The organism is Janthinobacterium sp. 1_2014MBL_MicDiv, assembly GCF_001865675.1.
GTDB lineage: Bacteria > Pseudomonadota > Gammaproteobacteria > Burkholderiales > Burkholderiaceae_D > Janthinobacterium.
In genome coordinates, this window is record NZ_CP011319.1 from 5302831 (window position 1) to 5323364 (window position 20534).

The 20534-nt window shown below is 64.2% G+C and carries 19 protein-coding genes; 6 read left to right on the forward strand and 13 right to left on the reverse strand.

All coding sequences use genetic code 11. The features are described 5' to 3' along the window. On the reverse strand, window positions 1-1071 hold the full coding sequence (gene glcE, locus YQ44_RS22915; RefSeq protein WP_071325357.1) for a glycolate oxidase subunit GlcE: 1071 nt from the start codon (window positions 1069-1071) through the stop codon (window positions 1-3). Window positions 1072-1087: 16 nt separating this feature from the next. Next, complete coding sequence (locus YQ44_RS22920; protein WP_071325358.1) at window positions 1088-2578, reverse strand: FAD-linked oxidase C-terminal domain-containing protein; 1491 nt, start codon at window positions 2576-2578, stop codon at window positions 1088-1090. Between the two features lie 162 nt (window positions 2579-2740). On the opposite strand from YQ44_RS22920, the gene YQ44_RS22925 reads away from it, so the two are divergent. Then, window positions 2741-3295: a cob(I)yrinic acid a,c-diamide adenosyltransferase gene (locus tag YQ44_RS22925; protein ID WP_071326703.1), complete on the forward strand. Its 555-nt coding sequence runs from the start codon at window positions 2741-2743 to the stop codon at window positions 3293-3295. 51 nt (window positions 3296-3346) lie between these two features. Here YQ44_RS22925 and YQ44_RS22930 read toward each other — a convergent pair whose 3' ends face one another. The 3 genes from YQ44_RS22930 to YQ44_RS22940 all read right to left on the reverse strand — a co-directional run bounded on the left by YQ44_RS22930 (window position 3347) and on the right by YQ44_RS22940 (window position 4233). Continuing rightward, window positions 3347-3541, reverse strand: coding sequence for a hypothetical protein (locus YQ44_RS22930; protein WP_071325359.1), 195 nt, complete (start codon window positions 3539-3541; stop codon window positions 3347-3349). A 91-nt stretch (window positions 3542-3632) separates the two neighbouring features. Then, window positions 3633-3824, reverse strand: coding sequence for a hypothetical protein (locus YQ44_RS22935; protein WP_071325360.1), 192 nt, complete (start codon window positions 3822-3824; stop codon window positions 3633-3635). A gap of 31 nt (window positions 3825-3855) precedes the next feature. Beyond that, window positions 3856-4233, reverse strand: coding sequence for a glutaredoxin family protein (locus tag YQ44_RS22940; RefSeq protein ID WP_071325361.1), 378 nt, complete (start codon window positions 4231-4233; stop codon window positions 3856-3858). An 8-nt stretch (window positions 4234-4241) separates the two neighbouring features. On the opposite strand from YQ44_RS22940, the gene YQ44_RS29165 reads away from it, so the two are divergent. Continuing rightward, window positions 4242-4820: a hypothetical protein gene (locus tag YQ44_RS29165; protein WP_156894958.1), complete on the forward strand. Its 579-nt coding sequence runs from the start codon at window positions 4242-4244 to the stop codon at window positions 4818-4820. On the opposite strand, the gene YQ44_RS22945 is transcribed toward YQ44_RS29165, so the two are convergent. From YQ44_RS22945 to YQ44_RS22970, 6 genes are all read right to left on the reverse strand, one after another. After that, a complete protein-coding gene (locus YQ44_RS22945; protein WP_232250974.1) occupies window positions 4786-5934 on the reverse strand; it encodes a cytochrome-c peroxidase in 1149 nt (382 codons plus the stop codon). The genes YQ44_RS29165 and YQ44_RS22945 overlap by 35 nt on opposite strands. 25 nt (window positions 5935-5959) lie before the next feature. Further along, window positions 5960-8506: a TonB-dependent receptor plug domain-containing protein gene (locus YQ44_RS22950; protein ID WP_071325362.1), complete on the reverse strand. Its 2547-nt coding sequence runs from the start codon at window positions 8504-8506 to the stop codon at window positions 5960-5962. Between the two features lie 212 nt (window positions 8507-8718). Continuing rightward, complete coding sequence (locus tag YQ44_RS22955; RefSeq protein ID WP_071325363.1) at window positions 8719-10818, reverse strand: FUSC family protein; 2100 nt, start codon at window positions 10816-10818, stop codon at window positions 8719-8721. A gap of 163 nt (window positions 10819-10981) precedes the next feature. Next, entirely contained in the window at window positions 10982-12850 is a 1869-nt protein-coding gene (gene dxs, locus YQ44_RS22960) for a 1-deoxy-D-xylulose-5-phosphate synthase (protein WP_071325364.1), read from the reverse strand. Next, window positions 12851-13768: a polyprenyl synthetase family protein gene (locus tag YQ44_RS22965; protein ID WP_071325365.1), complete on the reverse strand. Its 918-nt coding sequence runs from the start codon at window positions 13766-13768 to the stop codon at window positions 12851-12853. Further along, on the reverse strand, window positions 13765-14016 hold the full coding sequence (locus tag YQ44_RS22970) for an exodeoxyribonuclease VII small subunit (protein WP_071325366.1): 252 nt from the start codon (window positions 14014-14016) through the stop codon (window positions 13765-13767). Before YQ44_RS22970 ends, YQ44_RS22965 begins: the two co-directional genes overlap by 4 nt. 406 nt (window positions 14017-14422) lie before the next feature. Here YQ44_RS22970 and YQ44_RS22975 point away from each other — a divergent pair, with 406 nt between their 5' ends. From YQ44_RS22975 to YQ44_RS22985, 3 genes are all read left to right on the forward strand, one after another. Continuing rightward, window positions 14423-15523: an aromatic ring-hydroxylating oxygenase subunit alpha gene (locus YQ44_RS22975; protein WP_071325367.1), complete on the forward strand. Its 1101-nt coding sequence runs from the start codon at window positions 14423-14425 to the stop codon at window positions 15521-15523. Window positions 15524-15706: 183 nt separating this feature from the next. Beyond that, a complete protein-coding gene (locus tag YQ44_RS22980; RefSeq protein ID WP_071325368.1) occupies window positions 15707-16630 on the forward strand; it encodes a DMT family transporter in 924 nt (307 codons plus the stop codon). Window positions 16631-16643: 13 nt separating this feature from the next. Continuing rightward, the gene (locus YQ44_RS22985) at window positions 16644-17495 is read left to right on the forward strand and encodes a sulfurtransferase (protein WP_071325369.1); all 852 of its coding nucleotides are present in this window, start codon (window positions 16644-16646) and stop codon (window positions 17493-17495) included. Window positions 17496-17541: 46 nt separating this feature from the next. Here the strand turns inward: YQ44_RS22985 and YQ44_RS22990 are convergent, their stop codons facing one another. Together YQ44_RS22990 and YQ44_RS22995 are read right to left on the reverse strand one after the other, a co-directional pair. Continuing rightward, window positions 17542-19284: an ABC-F family ATP-binding cassette domain-containing protein gene (locus YQ44_RS22990; RefSeq protein ID WP_071325370.1), complete on the reverse strand. Its 1743-nt coding sequence runs from the start codon at window positions 19282-19284 to the stop codon at window positions 17542-17544. A gap of 257 nt (window positions 19285-19541) precedes the next feature. After that, complete coding sequence (locus YQ44_RS22995) at window positions 19542-20300, reverse strand: ZIP family metal transporter (protein ID WP_071325371.1); 759 nt, start codon at window positions 20298-20300, stop codon at window positions 19542-19544. Between YQ44_RS22995 and YQ44_RS29390 the strand changes: the two genes are divergently transcribed. Then, window positions 20212-20442, forward strand: a complete 231-nt coding sequence (locus tag YQ44_RS29390; RefSeq protein ID WP_198044011.1) for a hypothetical protein — start codon at window positions 20212-20214, stop codon at window positions 20440-20442. The genes YQ44_RS22995 and YQ44_RS29390 overlap by 89 nt on opposite strands. Window positions 20443-20534 lie beyond the last annotated feature (92 nt).

Consider the following 20534-nt stretch of genomic DNA (forward strand, 5'->3'; position numbering starts at 1 on the left):
TCAATACATTCTGTGCGGGTTGAAGATGCCGGCCGGATCGAAAGCCTGCCGCAGGCGCTGGTGGATGGCATCGATGGCCGGCGCCAGCGGCTGGAACACGCCCACGGCCTTGTCGCCGCCACGGAACAAGGCGGCGTGGCCGCCGGCGGCCGCCACCGCCTGGCGGATGCGCTGCGCGCCGGCGTCATCGGCGTCGGTGTCAAGTTTCAGCCAGCGCTGCGCCCCGCCCCACTCGATCAGCTGGCGCCCTTTCAGGATCACGGCGCTGGCGTGCGGCGGCAGCGACAGGCGCCACAGGCTGCCCGCGCCCGCAAAGAAGTCATGCGTCTGCTCGCGCAGCGCGCTCCAGAAGGCGGCCGCGTCCTGCGGCGCCAGCACCTCGCCGCCCAGCGACTGCAGCGCCGCCGAGACGGCCGCCTCGGCGCCGGACAGGCGCACCGTCAGCACGCCGTCATGCCAGCAGCTGGCCGAAATCGGCAGCGGCTTGCCGGCCCACTCATTGAGCAGGCGCAGGGCGGCGATTTCCGCGCACGCGATGCGGAAAGTGGTTTCGCGCAGCGGCAGCGGCAGCACCTTCAGCGACACTTCCAGGATCAGGCCCAGCCTGCCCAGGGACCCCGCCAGCAGGCGCGAGACGTCGTAGCCGGCCACGTTCTTCATCACCTGCCCGCCAAAGGCCAGCCGCTCGCCATGGCCGTCCAGCAGCACGGCGCCCAGCACGAAGTCGCGCAGCGCGCCCGCGCTGGCGCGGCGCGGACCGGACAAGGCGCAAGCGACAACGCCGCCCACGGTGGCGCCGGGGCCGAAATGCGGCGGCTCGAAAGCCAGCATCTGGTTGCGCGCGGCCAGCGCCGCCTCGATCTCGGCCAGCGGCGTGCCGCAGCGGGCCGTGATCACCAGTTCCGTCGGTTCATAGTCGATGATGCCCGCATACGCGCGCGTATCGAGTACCTCGCCTTCGAGCCGCTGGCCATACCAGTCCTTGGTGCCGCCGCCGCGCAGGCGCAGGGGGCTGCGCGCCGCGCTGGCCGCCAGGATGGTCTGCCTGAATTGTTCCACTATCGCTTGCAAGGAGGTCTCCGGCAGGTTAAAAACGGGGCAGGTTGGCGAACGGCAGGCGCCCCGCCGTCACGTGCATCTTGCCGAATTCCGCGCAGCGGTTCAAGGTGGGAATCGCCTTGTCCGGGTTCAGCAAGGTATGGGGGTCGAAGGCGCGCTTGACGGCAAAGAAGGCATCGAGTTCGGCGCGCGTAAACTGCACGCACATGGAATTGATCTTTTCCATGCCCACGCCGTGCTCGCCCGTGATGGTGCCGCCCACGGCCACGCACAGGGCCAGGATGTCGGCGCCAAACGCCTCGGCGCGCTCGAATTCGGCCGGCACGTTGGCGTCGAACAGGATCAGGGGATGCAGGTTGCCATCGCCCGCATGGAACACGTTCGCGCAGCGCAGGCCGTGCGTCTTTTCCATCTGCGCGATGCCCGTCAGGACCTCCGCCAGTTTTTTTCTCGGGATGGTGCCGTCCATGCAGTAATAATCGGGCGAGATACGCCCCGCGGCGGGAAACGCGTTCTTGCGGCCGGACCAGAACTTCATGCGCTCGGCTTCCGACTGCGAGACGGCGATCGCGCTGGCGCCCGCCCCTTCCAGCACGGCCGTCATGCGCGCGATTTCCTCTTCCACCTCTTCGTGCGTGCCGTCCGCCTCGCACAGCAGGATGGCCGCCGCGTCGATGTCGTAGCCGGCCTTGACGAACGGTTCGACCATGCGCGAAGAAGTCTGGTCCATCATTTCCAGGCCGGCCGGGATGATGCCGGCGGCGATCACGTTGGCCACCGCGTTGCCGCCCGTGACGACGTCGCCGAACGAAGCCATGATGACCCTGGCCGTGGCCGGTTTCGGTATCAGTTTCACCGTCACTTCCGTGACGATGCCCAGCATGCCTTCGGAGCCGATGAAGACGGCCAGCAGGTCGAGACCCGGCGAGTCGAGGCATTCGCCGCCCAGTTCCAGCACGTCGCCAGCGATGGTAACGACGCGCACGCGCAGCACATTGTGCACGGTCAAGCCGTATTTGAGGCAATGCACGCCGCCCGAGTTTTCCGCCACGTTGCCGCCGATGCTGCAGGCGATCTGCGAGGACGGATCGGGCGCGTAGTACAGCGCGTATGGCGCGGCCGCCTCGGAAATGGCCAGGTTGCGCACGCCCGGCTGCACCACGGCCGTGCGCGCATACGCATCGAGGCGCACAATGCGGTTCAGGCGCGCCGTCGACAGCACCACGCCATCGGCGATGGGCAAGGCGCCGCCCGACAGGCCCGTGCCGGCGCCGCGCGGCACGATCGGCACCTGCAATTCGCGGCAGACGCGCAGGATGGCGACGACCTGCTCTTCCGTGTCGGGCAGGGTGACCACCATCGGCAGCTGGCGGTAGGCGGCCAGGCCGTCGCATTCATACGGGCGCGTGTCTTCGGCGTCGGACAGCACGCAGCGGGCCGGCAGCACGGCCAGCAGGGCGGCGACGACGGCTTGCTGGCGCGCGGCGTTCAATCCGGATTCGGGGGCGGCATTGAGCATAAGTGGGGCAACTTAAGTGAGCAAAAGTGCATGGGCGTGCAACGATTGTAAGCACAAAAGCGGCGCGCACCGCATTTTTTGTCGCCATGGCGGGCAAATCGGGGGCAAGGTGTGGCGCAGTGTCGTATGCTGCCCCCATTCTACTTTGACAGGATCAGCATCATGGGCAACCGACTCTCGAAAATCGCCACGCGCACGGGCGACAATGGCAGCACCGGCCTGGGCGACGGCAGCCGCACCAGCAAGGACAATGTCCGCATCCACGCCATGGGCGACGTCGACGAACTCAATTCCAATCTGGGCTTGCTGCTGTGCGAAGCCATGCCCGACGCCTTGCGCGACGAGCTGGTCGCCATCCAGCACGACCTGTTCGACCTGGGCGGCGAAATCTGCATCCCCGGCTACCAGCTGATCAAGGAAGAGCACGTGCTGCGCCTCGATACGCTCCTGGCAAAATACAATGCGGACTTGCCCGCCCTCTCGGAATTCATCCTGCCGGCCGGCTCGCGCGCCGCCTCGCTCGCGCATGTGTGCCGCACCGTGTGCCGCCGCGCCGAGCGCAGCATCGTCGCGCTGGCCAACGTGGAAACCCTGCACGAGCATCCGCGCCAGTACGTGAACCGCCTGTCGGACCTGCTGTTCGTGCTGTCGCGCGTGCTGAACCGCTTTGCCGGCGGCAGCGACGTGCTGTGGCGGCACGACCGCACGCGGGGTTAACGCCGCCAATGCCGGCCCTGCCGGCGTACTGGCAGGGCCGGCAATCTTTAATTAATCTGGCGCGCAGCTTTCATAACAGATCCGATGAATCTTGCTGCAGGCACCTGGTGAGCCCGGATGCTCGGTCATGCACTGCTCCAGGTCGTCGTTACACTGCGAATAGCATGCCGGCTCGCCGCTGCCGGCGATTGCATACGAGGCGCTGACGCCCATGGCAAACAAAAAGAAACCCAGCTTTTTAAACATAAGCACTCCTGTTGAATTGACAGACGATGAATGACATCCATGGCGCGCCGTCGCTTACGCGCCATCCATACGCTGGCATTGCATGCGCGCGTCAACCACGCGGCGGACGCAGGCATTCCTTCTGGCAAGCCTGATAATTTTCCATGCAGGCCGGCTGGCCGAATTCCACGCAATCGAGCAGGTTGCGTTCGCAGACAAAGGTGCAGTCAGGGCCACCTGCCTGCACGCTGAAGGACAACGCGGCGCTGGCGGCAAACAGGAAAGCGGCAATCTTTTTGAGCATGGTGAGCCTTTCAAGTTAACAAGTGGGAACGTCAGATTTTCTTCAGCGCCGCTTGCAAGGCATCCGTATTGAAACCCTGGATCTTGCGGTTGCCGATCAACACCACGGGCACGCCGCCGCCGCCGAGTTCTTCATGGGCTTTTTTCGCTGCCGGCGATTTCTCGATATCGAGATCGACGAAATCGATCTTGTTTTCCTTGAAATACGCGCGCGTCTTGGCGCAATAACCGCACCAGTCCGTGCCATATAACACCACCTTCGCCTGGGCATTCGGGAAATACGCGGCGTAATTGCCTTCCGTGTAATTCGACTTGAGCAGGCCAGGCAATAAGGACAGGCCATAGCCACTGCCCAGGCCGGCTGCCAGGATCAACGCATACAGGGCGACGGTTTTGATTTTTTTCTGCATAGTGGGGGATGGCGAGAGAGGGGCGTATCAAAGGCAAGCCAGCGCGGAGCGCCGTTGGCTTGCCACCTTGCGATAAATCAAGTCTGAAATCAGCTGCCTGCTTCGCAGACTTTCAGGCACGCCTTGTAACTGCCGCTGCAAAATGGGGATCGGTCGCCATTCATCATCGTGCACTCGCGCAATTCCTCCTCGCAGCTGGAGCAGCTGATCTCCGAAGCGAGAGCATACGAAGCACTCAAACCCAGGGTAAAAATAAATGCCGCAATCTTTTTCATTTACTACTCTCCATGTCAGCCATTGCAGCAGGCAATGGCACTACACCAGTGGTAAAAATCAATGACGATTTTCCTTATTTTCTTGCTACAAAATCGAATATAGAGCGCGATTATTTTAGAGTCAACATTTCCTTCTTATATATTTTTATTTTGGAAAATATATTGGGAAAGCCCGTGGAATGTGGAATTTGGAGAGATTGGGAGGCGCCAAACGTCTATACAATATTGGCGCCGCATGCAGGAAAACGGCCGGCTGCGGGCGCAGCCGGCCGGGCGGCTACAGGGCTTCCAGAAAGCTCTTCAGCGCGATGATTTCCTCGGACGTCAGCTGCAAGCGCTGCAGCAGGGGCGACGTGACGGGAAACTTCGGATCGGCCGCCTGCTGCGCATTTTGCGGCACGGGGCGCGACATGCCCGCGTTGTACATGTTCAGCAAACCCACCATTTGCGGGAACAGGCCGTTGTGCATCCACGGCCCCGATTGCGCCACGCCACGCAGGCCCGGCGTGCGGAACTTGCCCACGTCCTCGTCCTTGCCCGTCACCAGGTAGCGCCCCAGGTCTTCATATTTCTTGCGCCCGTAGTACGTCAAGCCCAGGTTATGGAATTGCTGGTCTGTCAGCAAGGCGCCGCTGTGGCACGTCATGCAGCGCGCCTTGGTGCGGAACAGATGCAAGCCCAGCAGCTCGCGGTCGTTCAGGGCCGTGCGCTGGCCTTCCAGGAAAGTGTCGAAGCGCGTGACGGGCGGCAGCACCGTGCGCTGGTAGTCGGCCAGCGCCGTCAGGATGCGCGGCAGGGTCACGCCGGCGCCCTGGCCGAAGGCGGCGTCGAACTGCGCCGGATAGTCATCGAGCGCGGCCAGCTTGGCCGCCAGGGCCGGTACGTCCATGGCCATCTCGTCCGGATGCTGCAAGGGACCCAGCGCCTGCTCTTCCAGGGTATTCGCGCGGCCATCCCAGAACAGCGGCTTGAGCTGCCCCACGCCCAGCAAGCCCGGCGCGTTGCGCTGACCCAGCCTTCCTTCATGGCCGACGGAGGTGCGCTTGCTGTCGGCAAAGCTGTGGGCGGGACTGTGGCAGCTGATGCAGGCCACCGCGTTCGAGCGCGACAGGCGGGGGTCATTGAACAGCCGCTGTCCCAGCGCCGCCACCTGTGGCGCCACCTGCGCCGGCGACAGGGCCGAGACGGGCGCCATTTCCTGCGGCGCGACGCCGTCGGCCACCTGCGGCCGGGGCCAGTGGGCGATAGGCTGCGCATACCTCTGGCGCAGACAGGCCATGTCCCAGCCCTTGTCCGCCGCGCAGGCAATACTGGCGGGAACGCCATCGCTGGCGCGGCCATCCATGCTCGTCATCAGGCCCGCGCCGCCCGCCAGCAAGGCGGCCACGGCGAAGGTGGTTTTTTTCAGGTGGGATGCGATATTCATGCGCCTGCCGTCATGGTCGTTGTCATTAGAAGCGGTAGCCGAGTTCCAGCGTGAACTGGCGGCCTTTTTCGAACACCACGCCGTTGTTGGCATCGAACAGGGGATTGCTGCGGTTGCTGACGTTCTCGATGCCCAGGTTGACGAAGCCTGCGCCCGGCCCCGTCTTCGGCAGCGCGTACTGCACGCGCATGTCCCAGGTGAAGGACTTGCTGGTCGAAACGTCCTGGTAGACCTTCGCCACGTCGCCGTCGAATGGCAGCGCATCTCCCGTGGCGACCATATTCGTTTCCGGCCCCCGCATGCGGAAGAAATGGTCCACCTTCAGGCGGTACGCAGGCATATCGGTCGACAGCAGCAGGCGCGCCGTCCAGGGCCGGTTGTAATTGTTGGCCGGGCGGTCCGCCCAGCGCACGAACTTGCCCTGGTAATAGATGAATTTATCCAGTTCGTTCGTCAGGTCGCTCAGCGAGTCATCGTAAGTGGCATGCGTGCTGGTGGTGCGCGTGCGGTCATAGCCGAACTGCACTTGCGTGGCGCTGCCGCCCCAGCGCAGCGGGCGCATGGTCTCGGCGGACAGGGTCCACACCTTGCTGTCGCTGCGGCCCACGTTATCCCAATAGAAATTGGCGGCCGACACCACGTGATACACCATCTCGTCGCGGCCTTCGCGCAGCACGCGCTTGGCGCTCCATTTCACGCCGCCCCATTGCTGGCTGATGCCCAGCAGTTTTTCATCCGTGTACGGCACCTTCATGTCGCCGAGCTTGAGCCAGCTCCAGTTGCTGGCCATGACGGGCGCGGCCCAGTCCTTCAGCAAGCCGCCCGACAAGGTACGCGTTTGAGGCGAGGTCTGCAGTGCCAGGCGTTTCGACTGGGCATAGAAGTTGAAGAAATTGCGGCCATAGTAGCGGTTGGCGCCCAGTTCGACCTGCGTCGTGCCCTTGCCCGCCACATCCCAGAACGCGGACAGGCGCGGCGCGACGGTGGACTTCGGCGACAGGTCGTCCGTATCGTAGCGCATGCCCAGGCGCACGCGCACATCGCCCGCCTTGACGTCATCCTGCAGGAAGGCGCCGCGCGTCTTGTTGCTCAGTTCATAGCCGCCCGCGTAAAAAATGATGCGCGATGCCAGATACTGGCCGCGCACGTTCGACGCCGCATTCCATGGCGTCGCCAGCGAGCAGTACTGCGTATCGACGCCGCCGCCCAGCATATTGCAAGTGGTGGTGTTGGCCGATGCCGTGTATTGCTCATAGGTGGTGTTGCGCTGGTAACGCGAACGCTGCGTGCCCAGTTCCAGGCCGGCCTGGAAAGTATGCGACATGCCCAGCAAGGCGAGCGGCTCCCACTTCAGCTTGCCCTGGTACTGGGCGCTTTCCTGTTCCTGGTCGATGTCGCCGTAGCCGCCTTCATTGCTGGCCCAGCCCGTCGCGCCCGTGCCCGTCTTGACGCCCCAGTTCTTGTCGCTCGAGTAGCGCCACGCCTTCCACACGGTGGCATCGGCGTCGCGCGAACTGTCCATCTTGCTCCAGCTCAAGCGGTGTTCCGCCGTGGCATTGCCCAGCCACCCCACGGGATGCGTCAGGCCCAGGTTGATGCCATTGCCGCCGCTCTTCAGGTGATAGCTGCTGTTCCTGGTGTTGGCGATGAAATAATCGCCCTCGGATGGCGCATGCATGAGGGAAAAATCGGCCAGCACACCGGGCGTGATGGTCCAGAAGCCGCGCACGAAGGCGTTGTCGCTGCCACGCTTTTGCACCTTGCGGTTGGCATCGCTTGCGCTCTGCAAGCCATTGCCGTAGCCATTTAGGGGAATCTCCGACGTCTTGCGGATGAAGCTGCCGATCAGGCTGAAATTTTCCGTCACCTTGCCCTGCAGCGCGGCGCGGTAGGTCCATTTCTCGAACGCCGGCTGCAGATCGGCCGTGGCCGAATTGGCGGCGCTTTCCCGCTGGCTGTCGCTGAGCTTGTATTGCATCCACGCCGAGCGCGTGCTTTCCACGGACACTTGCCCGGCCAGCTTGCGCGTGGGCGCGCAGGTATTGGCCTTCACCACGCCGCCCTTGAAGCGGCCATATTCGGCGCCGATGTTCGAATCGAGCACCGTCACGTCGCACAGCAGGCTGGTGTCGACGGCAAAGCCCTGGCTGGCCGACGGCGGCGTGGCATTGCTGGCGGGATTGCTGCTGTTCGGGCCGATATCGTTGTTGAGCGACATGCCGTCCATCTGGTACAGATTGTCGTAGAACTTGGCGCCGTTGATGCTGATATCGGCCGGCGCCAGCTCGCCCTGGGTGGCGGACGCTTGCTGCTTGTTATCGAACTGCACGCTGGGATTGATGCGCAGCAAGCTGGTGATATTGCCGTCGATGCCATTCATGGCCTCGATCTGGCGCTTGTCCAGGCGCTGTTCGCCCACGGACTCCCGCTCGGCCTGCAGGCGCACTTCGGGCAGCACTTGCGGTGCGGGTTCGTCGGTGTCGGCTGCGGCGGCGAAGGGAGTGGCGGCGCTGGCGCCAAAGGCCAGGCCGATGGCCAGTACGGACTGGCGCAGGGTAAGAATGGAAGACATGAAAACCTTGCAACTGCGGATGGGAAAGGGGCAGTCTCATGATGCCGTCCTTCACCCGCGCTGCCAGTGTCGCCTTCTCATGCCGCCAATTGCAAATGATAACGATTAGCATTTACTGTTGCAATGCTCGAAAATCAAGACTTCGCCGTTTTTTTGACGTGCGTAAAAATTTCTTGCCATCTTGTTGCATCTACACCACGGCCTCGCCGCCGTCATGCGGCTGGTGCCACCTCGCCGGACTGCAGCTGTGCATGCAGGTGTTCGCGCAATAATCCCCGCAGCAATTGCACCTGCGCCACGGCATCGGCCTGCAAGGCCGTCAAGCCGTGGCCGCCGCAGGGAGCGGGTGCGGGAACGTCCGCCTCGCCGCGCAGCAAGGCATCGATCTCCGCGCTGACGGCGGTGATCCACTGCTGCAACTCGGGCATGGCCGGCTCGGCCTGGGGACTCAGGCTGATGCGCGCCGTGCTGCCCGCCACGCGGCGCAGCAGCGGCAAGGTGCGCAGGGCCGCCAGGCCCACGCCGCTACTGCGGTCCAGGCGGCGCTCGATGCGCAGGCGCTGCAGCACTTGCTCGGCGTTGTTGCTGGCCAGTCCCGCCTCACGGCGCAGGCGCGCGATCGCGCTATCCCACCGCCCGCCCGCCGCCAGCACGGCCAGCAGGTATTTCAAATTGGCCGACACGGCTTTCGCCAGGCGCTGGTCCAGGTCGTCCGCTTCGCGGTCGGGCCACAGGAAGAACGTGGCCAGCAGGGCCAGCACGCAGCCAAGCACATTGTTGCCCAGGCGGCTCATGGCATACACCATCTCGCTGGCCGGCGCCGCATAGTCGGCCACCAGCACGAAGGCGGGCGTCATGAACAGCACGTGCAGGCTGTAGCTGACGCGGCGCAAGGCCATGGTGGCGACGATCAGGGGAAACACCACCAGCGAGATGGCCAGCGGCGTGTGCACGGCCAGGCCGATCAGCACGGCCAGCACGGCGCCCAGCACGCTGCCCGCCACCCGCTCGATGCCGCGCGGCCAGGTGGTCGACACGGACGGCTGCAGTATCAGCAAGGTCGCCATGGTGGCCCAGTAGCCGAACGGGATGTGCAAGGCTTCGACCAGCAGGAAGCCGGCCGTCGTCGCCAGCGACACGCGCGCCGCGTGGCGCCAGCTCAGCGACTGCGGCGTGGCGTTGACTTTCAGCGTCTGCCACGCCTGCCCCAAGGCCAGGAAAGCCGCTTCGCGCCACGGCAGCTGCCTCGCGCGCGGCATGCCCAGTTCCATGAATTCCACGTTCAGGCGCAGCGGCAGCAAGGCGCCCAGCGCCGCTTCCAGGCGCCGTCCGCAGGCGGCCAGGCGGCGCTGCAAGTCCAGCGGCGGCGTTTCCGGCCGGCGCTGCACGGCCTGCCCCAGGCGGCGCAGCAGCACGGCCATCACTTCCAGGCTGCGCCGCGCGCGCGGGTCCTGGCGCAGCCGCTGCTGCTCGCGCTCGCAGGTATGCGTGACGGCGATCAGGTAGGCGAAGATGCGCTCGGCGTCGCTGAGGGCCAGCAGCAGGTTGTCGTACAGGGCGCTGCGGCCGGCGCGCGATGGCGGCACGGCGGCCAGCGCCACGCGCGCCGCTTCCAGCGCGGCGCGCGCCTGCGAGCGGTAGCTGGCGCCATGCGCGGCAACGTCCGCCTGCGCGGCGTCAGCTTCGAGGAAGCGCGCATTGTCGCGCGCGATGCTGGCCAGGCGCGAATATGCGGCGCGGATGGCGCGCCTGCTGGGGCCGAACGGGTGGATGCGCCAGACCGTAAAACTGAGCACGGTGGCAAACAGGCAGCCGACCATGTAGAGGCCGAGGAAAGGCGCGCTTTGCGTCATCGATTCGAGCGGATGCGTGACCATCACGACACAGGCCGTGGCCGCCAGGATCGCCACCTGCGCCGTGGCCGCGCCCCAGATGCGCGCCAGCGCGCCGGCCCAGGAAAACAGCAGCACGGCGATGGCGGCCGTCGCCAGGCCATGGCCGGCCGCCAGCGCCGTCAGGCCGCCGGCCACCGTGGACAGCAGGCCGAAGCCCAGCATCGAGACGAAGCGCATGCGGCGCGTGCCGGCCGCGTCGGCCAGGCAGGTCCAGAAGGCGCCGATGGCGGCCCAGGAAAAATCGGGATGGTCGAACAACAAGCCCAGCAGCAACATGGCGCTCGAGGCGCACGCGGCCCGCAGGCCCTCGGACAGATTGGTTTCGTCGATGGCCAGGGTGACCATCCACAGGGGGCGGCGCTGCGCCAGCTTGTCCGTGTAGGCGTGCAAGCCCGTCAGCCAGCGGCTTGCCAGCATGCGCGTACGGCGGTGGAGTTTCCTGAAATGCAAGATCGGCTTTGAAAGGTATCAAAGCGTCATCGTAGCATTCCCGGACGAAAAATGTTGCAGTGCAGCGTAAAATTCCAGCAGGCGAAGAAAAAGCGGCACCGCAGTGCCGCTTCTCTCTTGCCTGTGCGTCTTAGCTGACCATCGCCAGGCGCGGCCCGGCCGCGGGGAAACGCTGCTCGACCGACGCGGCGATGCCGGCGGCGTCCAGGCCCACGCTTTTCAGCAGCTGCACGGGATCGCCATGGTCGATGAAGGTATCGGGCAAGCCCAGCATGAGGATAGGCTTGACGATGCCTTCGGCGGCCAGCGCCTCGGCCACGGCCGAACCGGCGCCGCCCATGATGCAGCCCTCTTCCACCGTCACCAGGTAATCGTGTTCGGCGGCAAGCTGTTTCACCAGCGCCACGTCGAGCGGCTTGACGAAACGCATGTTGGCCACCGTCGCGTCGAGCTTCTCGCCCGCCGCCACGCTCGGCGCCACCATCGAGCCGAAAGCGAGGATGGCGATGCGCTTGCCCGGGCGCTTGATCTCGCCCTTGCCGATCTCGATGCTGGTCAGTTCCGGCACGATGGCCGCGCCGGCGCCGGCGCCGCGCGGATAGCGGATCGCTGCCGGGCCAGGATAGTGGTAACCGGTCGTCAGCATTTGCCGGCATTCGTTTTCGTCGGACGCGGCCATGATGACCATGTTCGGGATGCAGCGCAAAAACGCCATGTCATAGTTGCCCGCATGCGTGGCGCCGTCGGCGCCCACGAGGCCGGCGCGGTCCAGCGCGAACGTCACGTCCAGGTTTTGCAGGGCGACGTCGTGGATCAGCTGATCGTAGGCGCGCTGCAGGAAGGTCGAATAGATGGCGACGACGGGCTTCAAGCCTTCGCAGGCCAGGCCCGCGCCAAAGGTCACGGAATGCTGCTCGGCGATGCCGACATCGAAGTAGCGGTTCGGATATTGCTGTTCGAACTTGACCATGCCCGAGCCTTCGCGCATGGCCGGCGTGATGCCCACCAGGCGCTTGTCGTGCGCGGCCATGTCGCACAGCCAGTTGCCGAACACTTCCGTGTACGTCATCTTGGCCGGCGCCGTGGCCGGCTTGATGCCTTCGGCCGGGTTGAACTTGCCCGTGCCGTGGTACAAGATCGGCTCCGCCTCGGCCAGCTTGTAGCCCTGGCCCTTCTTGGTCACCACGTGCAGGAATTGCGGGCCCTTCAATTGCTTGATATTTTGCAAGGTCGGGATCAGCGAATCGAGGTCGTGGCCGTCGATGGGGCCGATATAGTTGAAACCGAATTCCTCGAACATGGTGGCGGGCACGACCATGCCCTTGGCATGCTCCTCGAAGCGCTTCGCCAGTTCCAGCACGGGGCCGGGCAACACGGACTTGCCGACATTTTTCGCCGCCGCATAGAACTGGCCCGACATCAGTCGCGCCAGGTGGCGGTTCAGGGCGCCCACGGGCGGCGAGATCGACATGTCGTTGTCGTTCAGGATCACCAGCAGGTTGACGTCTTCCTGCACGCCCGCATTGTTCATCGCCTCGAAGGCCATGCCGGCCGTCATCGAACCGTCGCCGATCACGGCGATCGCGTGCAGCGGGTCGCCCTTGATCTTGGCCGCCTGCGCCATGCCCAGCGCGGCCGAGATCGACGTCGACGAGTGGGCCGTGCCGAAGGTGTCGTATTCGCTCTCGTCGCGTTTCGGGAAGCCGGAAATGCCGTCCTTCTGGCGCAAGGTGTGCATGCGGTCGCGGCGGCCCGTGAGGATCTTGTGCGTATAGGTCTGGTGGCCCACGTCCCACACGATGCGGTCGTGCGGCGTGTTGAACACGTAATGCAGGGCGACGGTCAGCTCGACGGTGCCCAGGTTGGACGACAGATGGCCGCCCGTCTTGGAGACGGAATCGAGCAGGAAGCTGCGCAGTTCCTGCGCCAGCGGCACCAGTTGCGAGCGTGCCAGCTTGCGCACTTGCGCCGGTTCATTGATGGTTTCTAACAGTTTCATTTATGCCTTCCGCTGCACGACCAGGTCCGCCAGCTCGCGCAAACGGCGTGCCTTGTCCCCGAATGGCGCCAGCGCCGCATGGGCGTCGCACCGCAATTGTTCTGCCAGGGCCCTGGAAGGTTCCAGTCCCAGGATCGATACGTAGGTGGGCTTGTTGGCCGCCGCATCCTTGCCTGCCGTCTTGCCCAGGGTGGCCGAATCGGCCGTCGCGTCGAGCACGTCGTCGACCACCTGGAAAGCCAGCCCGACGGCGCGCGCATAGGCGTTCAGCGCCGTCATCTCGTCCGCCGCCAGGTCCTTGCCCGCCAGCGCGCCGAGGATCACGGCCGCGCGCAGCAGGGCGCCCGTCTTCAACTGATGCATCTGTTCCAGCTGCGGCAAGGTCAAGGCCAGGCCAACGCTGTCGAGGTCGATCGCCTGGCCGCCGCACATGCCGGCCGAACCTGACGCGTGCGCCAGCAGCTTGATCATGGCCATTTGCCGCGCCGGCGGAATGGCCGCGCCGTCGGCCAGCAGCATGAACGCTTGCGATTGCAGCGCGTCGCCCACCAGCAGGGCCGTCGCCTCGTCGTAGGCGATGTGCACGGTAGGCTTGCCACGACGCAAGGCGTCGTCATCCATGCACGGCATGTCGTCATGCACGAGCGAATACACGTGAATCATTTCCAGCGCACACGCGGCGCGCGCGAGGGTGTCTTGATCGGCGTCGAACAGTTCGCCTGCAGCCATCACCAGCAGCGGGCGCACGCGCTTGCCGCCGCCCAGCAGCGCATAGCGCATGGCCGCGTGCAGCTTGTGCGGCACCACGTCGGCCGCCGGCAGGAACTGCTCGAGCCGGCGCTCCACGCCGGACTGGGTGGCTTGCATCCAGTCGCCGAAGGTGACGCCGATGTTGCCTTGTTGTACGCTGGCCGTCATTGGGCGGCCTCGCCGGCATCCACGAACGGTTTCAGCATGTCGCCTTCGAGCACTTTCACCTGCGCTTCGACGCCGTCGAGCTGGGCCGCGCAATACTTGACCAGTTCCGAGCCGCGCTGATACGCCGCGACCGATGCTTCCAGCGGCAACTGGCCCGCTTCCATTTGCGTTACCAGCTGCGCCAGTTCCGCCATTGCCTCTTCAAACGAGGCCGGCGCTGCGGCAGCGGCAGTTAATTTCTTCGACATAGACTCAGATCTCTTCGTGGCACGAGGGGCTTGTAGGGAGACGCCGGGGACTCCCGGCCAGCATAGAAGCGTTATTTTAGAACAAACCACACTATTAAGTGAAAACTAAAGCGCAATCGGCGTGTTCAAAGGGGAAGACGTTGCCAGCATATCAGTGGATTTTAGCGCAATCGCCTCCCTCCACCGGAAATTGCACGGTAAATGACAACGTTTCTCATTAAAGTGCCCAATTTGCCGGGAGGTTTGGCAATGCCGAGGCCGATCCGCGCTATAATCGCCGGTTCTGTCCGAAATACCGTTTCAACAAATTTGAATTCAGGTCTTTGCGGATTCTTTCTCTCTGTAGCGGTTGCCCAGGGAATGGCCTGGGGCACTGCTGACCGTTGTACATTTATGGGGGGTTGGGATGTCCGATCTGGCTACTCACGCCAAGCTGGCGCGTTCAAACGCGCAACTTCCGGTCCACGTCTATTTTGACGAAACGCTGTTGCAGCGTGAAATGCAGCAATTGTTCCAAGCCGGCCCGCGCTATGTCGGGCATGCGCTGATGGTGCCGGAAACCGGCGATTTTGCGACCCTGGCGTCTGAGAACGAAGGGCGCATGCTCGTGCGCAACGCCAATGGCATCGAAGTGCTGTCCAACGTGTGCCGCCACCGGCAGGCGCTGATGTTCAACGGCCGCGGCAATGCCAATCATATCGTTTGCCCGCTGCACCGCTGGACCTACGACCTCAAGGGTGAACTGATCGGCGCGCCGCATTTCCCCGAGACGCCGTGCCTGAACCTGTCGAAAACGCCGCTGCAAAGCTGGAATGGCTTGCTGTTCGAGCAAAACGGCTACAACGTGATGGAAAAATTGAAAGATTTGTCCGTCTCGAAAGACCTCGATTTTTCCGGCTATATGTTCGACCATGTGGAAATCCACGAGTGCGACTACAACTGGAAGACCTTCATCGAAGTCTACCTCGAGGATTACCACGTCGAGCCGTTCCACCCTGGCCTGGGCAGCTTCGTCAGCTGCGACGACCTGCGCTGGGAATTCGGCAAGGATTACAGCGTGCAGACGGTGGGCGTGCACCGCGGCCTGCAGCAGGCCGGTTCGCCGACCTACAAGAAGTGGCAGGAGCAGGTGCTGCAATTCCGCGGCGGCGAACCGCCGCCGTATGGCGCCATCTGGCTGACCCTGTATCCGAACATCATGGTCGAATGGTATCCGCACGTGCTGATCGTCTCGACCCTGTGGCCCGATGGTCCGCAAAAGACGCGCAACGTGGTCGAGTTCTATTACCCCGAAGAAATCGTGCTGTTCGAGCGCGAACTCGTCGAGGCGGAACGGGCCGCCTACATGGAAACCTGCGTCGAGGACGATGAAATCGCCCAGCGCATGGATGCGGGCCGCAAGGCCCTGATGGCGCGCGGCGTGAGCGAAGTGGGTCCTTACCAGTCGCCGATGGAAGACGGCATGCAACACTTCCACGAGTGGTACCGCAGCAATATCGAACTGTAATCTTAGTAGAGGGGCCGCATAATGCGGCCCTTCTTTCGTTTCACTCTACACTTACAACACCTGACAGAACCGCAGCGAGCGGCAGCGCGGCGTGGCCAAGAAGCGCAGCTGTACTTTGGTACGGCGCGCATCGCAGGCCGCGCCCCGCGACGCGCAGCAGGTTTGCTCAGGTGAAAGGCCACAATGCAATCTCTTTGGATGCTGTTTGCAAGTTTTATGTTCGCCATCATGGGCGTGTGCGTCAAGCTGGCGTCGGAGATGTATTCGACGTCCGAAATCGTCATGTACCGCGGCATCATCGGCATGACCGTCATGGGCTGCACCATCGTGTACCAGGGCGGCAGCTTCAAGACCACGATGCCGGGCCAGCATCTGTGGCGCGGCGTGGTGGGCGTGGTGGCCCTGTGGCTGTGGTTTTATGCGATCGCCATCCTGCCGCTGGCCACGGCCATGACCCTGAACTACATGGCCCCCATCTGGATCGCCGTGATCCTGCTGGCCGGCGGCTGGTGGAAAGGCATGAAACAGGTCGAGTGGCCGCTGGTGGCGGCCATCGCCATGAGCTTTGTCGGCGTGACCCTGCTGCTGCAGCCCGTGTTCGAAACGGACCAGGTGGGCGGCGCCGTCACGGCCCTGATTTCCGGCATGCTGTCGGCCCTCGCCTACCTGCAGGTGCGCAAGCTGGGCCTGCTGGGCGAACCCGAATACCGGGTCGTGTTTTATTTCTCCATCGTCAATTTCCTCGCCGGCGTAATCGGCCATGTGGCCAGCGCCGGCGGCGGCCCCGTCGTCTGGCACGCGCACACGAGCGGCTACGGCATCGGCTTGCTGGCCGCCATCGGCCTGTGCGCCACCATGGCGCAGATGGCCATGACGCGCGCCTACCGCCTGGGCAAGACCCTCGTTGTTGCCAATTTGCAATACACGGGCATCGTCTTTTCCAGCTTCTGGGGCGTGGTGATCTTTGGCGACCTGTTCGACTGGCACGGCTGGCTCGGCATCGGCGTCATCCTGGCCTCGGGCATCGCGGCAACCTATTACAATACCCGCAACACGGCCCGTGGCGCCGCCATCGCGCGCACGGATCCCATCGCCAGCGAAGTGTAAAGGAGCGTTCCTGATGTACACCACCTTGATCCAGGCCAGCGAACTGGCCAGCCACGTGAATGACAGCCACTGGGTCATCCTCGATTGCCGCCACGACTTGCTCAACCCCACGGCCGGCAGCGATGCGTTTGCCGCCGGCCACATCCAGAACGCGCAGTTTGCCGACATCGACACGGCCCTGTCCGGCCCGAAGACGGCGCGCGGCGTGGACTTTACGGGCCGCCATCCCCTGCCCGACCGCAACGCCTTGCTGGCCAGCCTGCGCGGCTGGGGCATCCATGACGACACGCAAGTGGTGGCCTACGACGGCCAGGGTGGCATGTTCGCCGCCCGCCTGTGGTGGCTGCTGCGCTGGGTCGGCCATCCGGCCGTCGCCGTGCTCGACGGCGGCCTGGCCACATGGCAGGCGCAAGGCTTGCCGCTGGTTACGCCCGTGGCGCCCCGCCCTGCCGGCAAGCTGATGGAAAAAGCCAGCCTCACGCGCACGGTCACCGTGCAGGACGTCATCGCCAACCTGGACACGCAGGCGCTGACCGTCATCGACGCGCGCGCGCCCGACCGTTATCGCGGCGAAAATGAAACCATCGACCCCGTGGGCGGCCACATCCCCGGCGCGAAAAACCGTTTCTTCAAGGATAACCTGCAGGCCGATGGCCGTTTCAAGGGGGCCGAGGCACTGCAACGCGATTTCAGCGCCCTGTTTGATGCGCCGCAAGCGGCCATCATGCAATGCGGCTCGGGCGTGACGGCTTGCCACAACCTGCTGGCGCTGGAAGTGGCGGGACTGACTGGCGCAGCCCTGTATCCCGGTTCATGGAGCGAATGGTGCGCCGACCCGGCGCGGCCCGTGGCGACCGGCAGTTAAAAAAATGGCGGACCCGGTGGTCCGCCATTTTTTCACCCGTGGATAACTAGGATGTTATCCCCAGCGCCTGGTTCAGCCGTTCCAGCTCCGCCAGCCACGCCTGCTGGCTGGCCGGCTTCTGATGGCGCGGCTTGCGGGCCAGGTCCTCGGCCAGCAATTGCTCGAGTTCGCACAAGCGTTCCAGCTGCAGGTCGACATCCGTTTGCGCTGGCGCCAGCGCAGCCGTTTCCACGCGCGGCGCGGCCGCCGGCGCCTGCCCATCCCCCAGGCTCAGGCGCGCATACGCGCTGGCCGCGTCAAGCCACTCTTCCAGTCCGCCATCGGCCACCACCCAGTAACGGTTGCACGCCGTCTCGATCAGGTCGCGGTCGTGCGACACCAGCAGGCAGCCGCCTTCGAATCCCTGCAAGGCCAGGCCCAGTTCCGCCTTGCCTTGCATGTCCAGGTGGTTGCTGGGCTCGTCCAGCAGCAGCAGGTGATAACTGGCCAGCGACAGGCCCAGGAACAGCAGCCGCGCCCGCTCGCCGCCGCTCAGGGTGGCCACCGTCTGGCCATGGCGCGCATACGGGAAACCGGCCGAGATTAACGCCTGTTTGCGCGCCACCTGGCTGCGCGCAGCTTCGTTTTGCACGGCGAACGGATACAGGGCGTCGGACAAATCCGCATCGTCGGCCAGCTGCCGGAGCGACTGATCGTAATAGCCGATGTTTGCCGCCTTGTGGTAGCGCAAATCGCTGCGTTCCTGCTGCGCCTGAATCGCCTGCCAGCACAGGCGCAGCAACGACGACTTGCCGCTGCCATTGGCGCCCAGCAAGGCGACCCGGTCGCCCGGTTTCAGCCACAGCTGGCCGACGTGGAACAACACGGGAGAGGCCGGCACGGCGCGCACGTCCAGCCCGTCGAGGGCCAGCAGCTGGTCGGCCGCCAGCGCCTTGCCGCGCAAGCTGAGGCGCCAGGGCGCGCCCTCGCTGACGAACGATTGCACCTCCTTCAGCTTGTCGACGCGCCGCTGCATGGTCTTGGCCTTGCGCGCCAGGTCTTCATTGTCGTAGGTGCGGCCCCACAGGGCCAGGCGGGCGCTGCTGGCCGACAGGCGGTCGATTTCCTTCTGTTCGGCCGCATGGCGGGCGGCGGCGGCAATATCCGCCTCGGCCAGAGCCGCCAGCGCGGGGCCGCACGGCAAGTCGAAATCGTAGAGGCGGCTGTCGCGCAGGATCCAGCTGCGCGTGGTCACGTTGTCGAGCAGGCGCTGGTCGTGCGAGACGAGGATGAAGGCGCCGCGCCACCGCAACAGGAATTGCTCCAGCCACAGCAGCGACGGCAAGTCCAGGTGATTGCTCGGCTCGTCGAGCAGCAGCACGTTCGGTTCCTGCAGCAGGGCGCGCCCCAGCAGCAATCGCGTGTGCTGGCCGCCGGACAGCGAGTGCACGGGCACTTGCGCCGTATCAAGGTCGAAACCCAGTTCGGCCAGCAGGCTGTCGACGCGCCAATGCAGTTCAGGCTGATCGAGCACGGGCGCCAGCAAGGCGTCGTACAGGCTCAGGCTGGCCAATGCCGCCGGCAAGTGCTGTTCCACGTGCTGCAAGCGGCAGGCGCGCGCGAAATGGATGCTGCCGGAGCTCGCTTCGCACGTGCCGCTGAGCAATCCCAGCAAGGTGGATTTGCCGCAGCCATTGTGGCCGATCAGGCCGATGCGGTCGCCCTGGCGCAAGGTAAAGGCGAGTTCGTGGAACAGGAAACCGTCGTGGGTATCCAGCTGCAAGGCGAGTGTAGAGATAAGGGTAGTCATGGCTCTTGTCTTTGTTCGGGATGCAAGCATCCGCGTTAACAGGAGCGCTAACGACAACGGAGTACCAGGAAAGGACTCGTAGAGGAGGGTAACTTTGCTCTGGCCAGGTTATCGCAGCGCGATAGAACGTGGGCAAGAGCGGCTAAATGTGCTTAAAGAACGCACATCCCATAGGACGAGCACAAAAATTTCCATATTTTCCTCCTTTCGCTTTGAATTAGTCAGAAAGGCCATACTACACGCGACGCGCCGGCGCATCAACCGCCGTGCTTGTGCCGCGTCAGGAACAGCACGATGCACACGCCCAGCGCGATCAGCAGCACTTGCGGGATGGTTTCGCGCAAGGTGGCGCGGCGCTGCATCTGCGGCATCAGGTCGCTCAAGGCGATATAGATGAAGCCGGACGAGGCGAACACGAGCACGTAGGGGATCAAATTGCTGGCGCGGTCCAGGGTGAAATAGCCGAGCAAGCCGCCCGCCACGGCCATCATGCTGCACAGCAAATTGAAGACATAGGCGCGCAGGCGCGAGAAGCCGGCGTTCAGCAGCACGATGAAATCGCCGATTTCCTGCGGAATTTCATGCGCGATGATGGCCAGGCCCGTCACCAGGCCCAGCTTCGGGTCGGCCAGGAAGGCGGCGGCGATCAGGATGCCGTCCGTAAAGTTGTGCATGCCGTCGCCGACGAGGATCATCCAGCCGGCCTTGCCCGCCTCGTGCTTGTCGTGGCCGTGCGCATGGTGGTGGCCGTCGCCCTCGTGGTGGTGCGAATGGCGCAAAATGGCGAACTTTTCCAGCATGAAAAAGGCCAGCAAGCCTGCCAGCAAGGTGGCGAACAGGCTGCGCGGATCCGCCTGGGACTCGAACGCTTCCGGCAAGGCGTGCAGCAAGGACGTCGACAACATGATGCCGACGGACAAGCTGACCATGCGCTCGACCACCTTGGACAGGAATGCAAACGAAAAGATCGCCGCCGCGGTAATGCTCAACACGCCCGCGATCGTGGTCGCGAGCAAAATGGATAAAAGGACGGGATCGATGATTTTCTTACCTCAAAATGGCGCCGGGTCACTGGCGCCCGCTGTGCTGGCGTCTGGCCTGATGACTATTGCTTATTATTTAATTCTTGTCGCGCTTGGCGGCGGCGTGGCGCGTTGAAGATGCAATTGTACTGCATTGACGCGAACCGGGCATTTTACAGCCCGGTGCGCCTTTCGCGTCAATTTCTGGAAAAATTAACTCTTGCCATG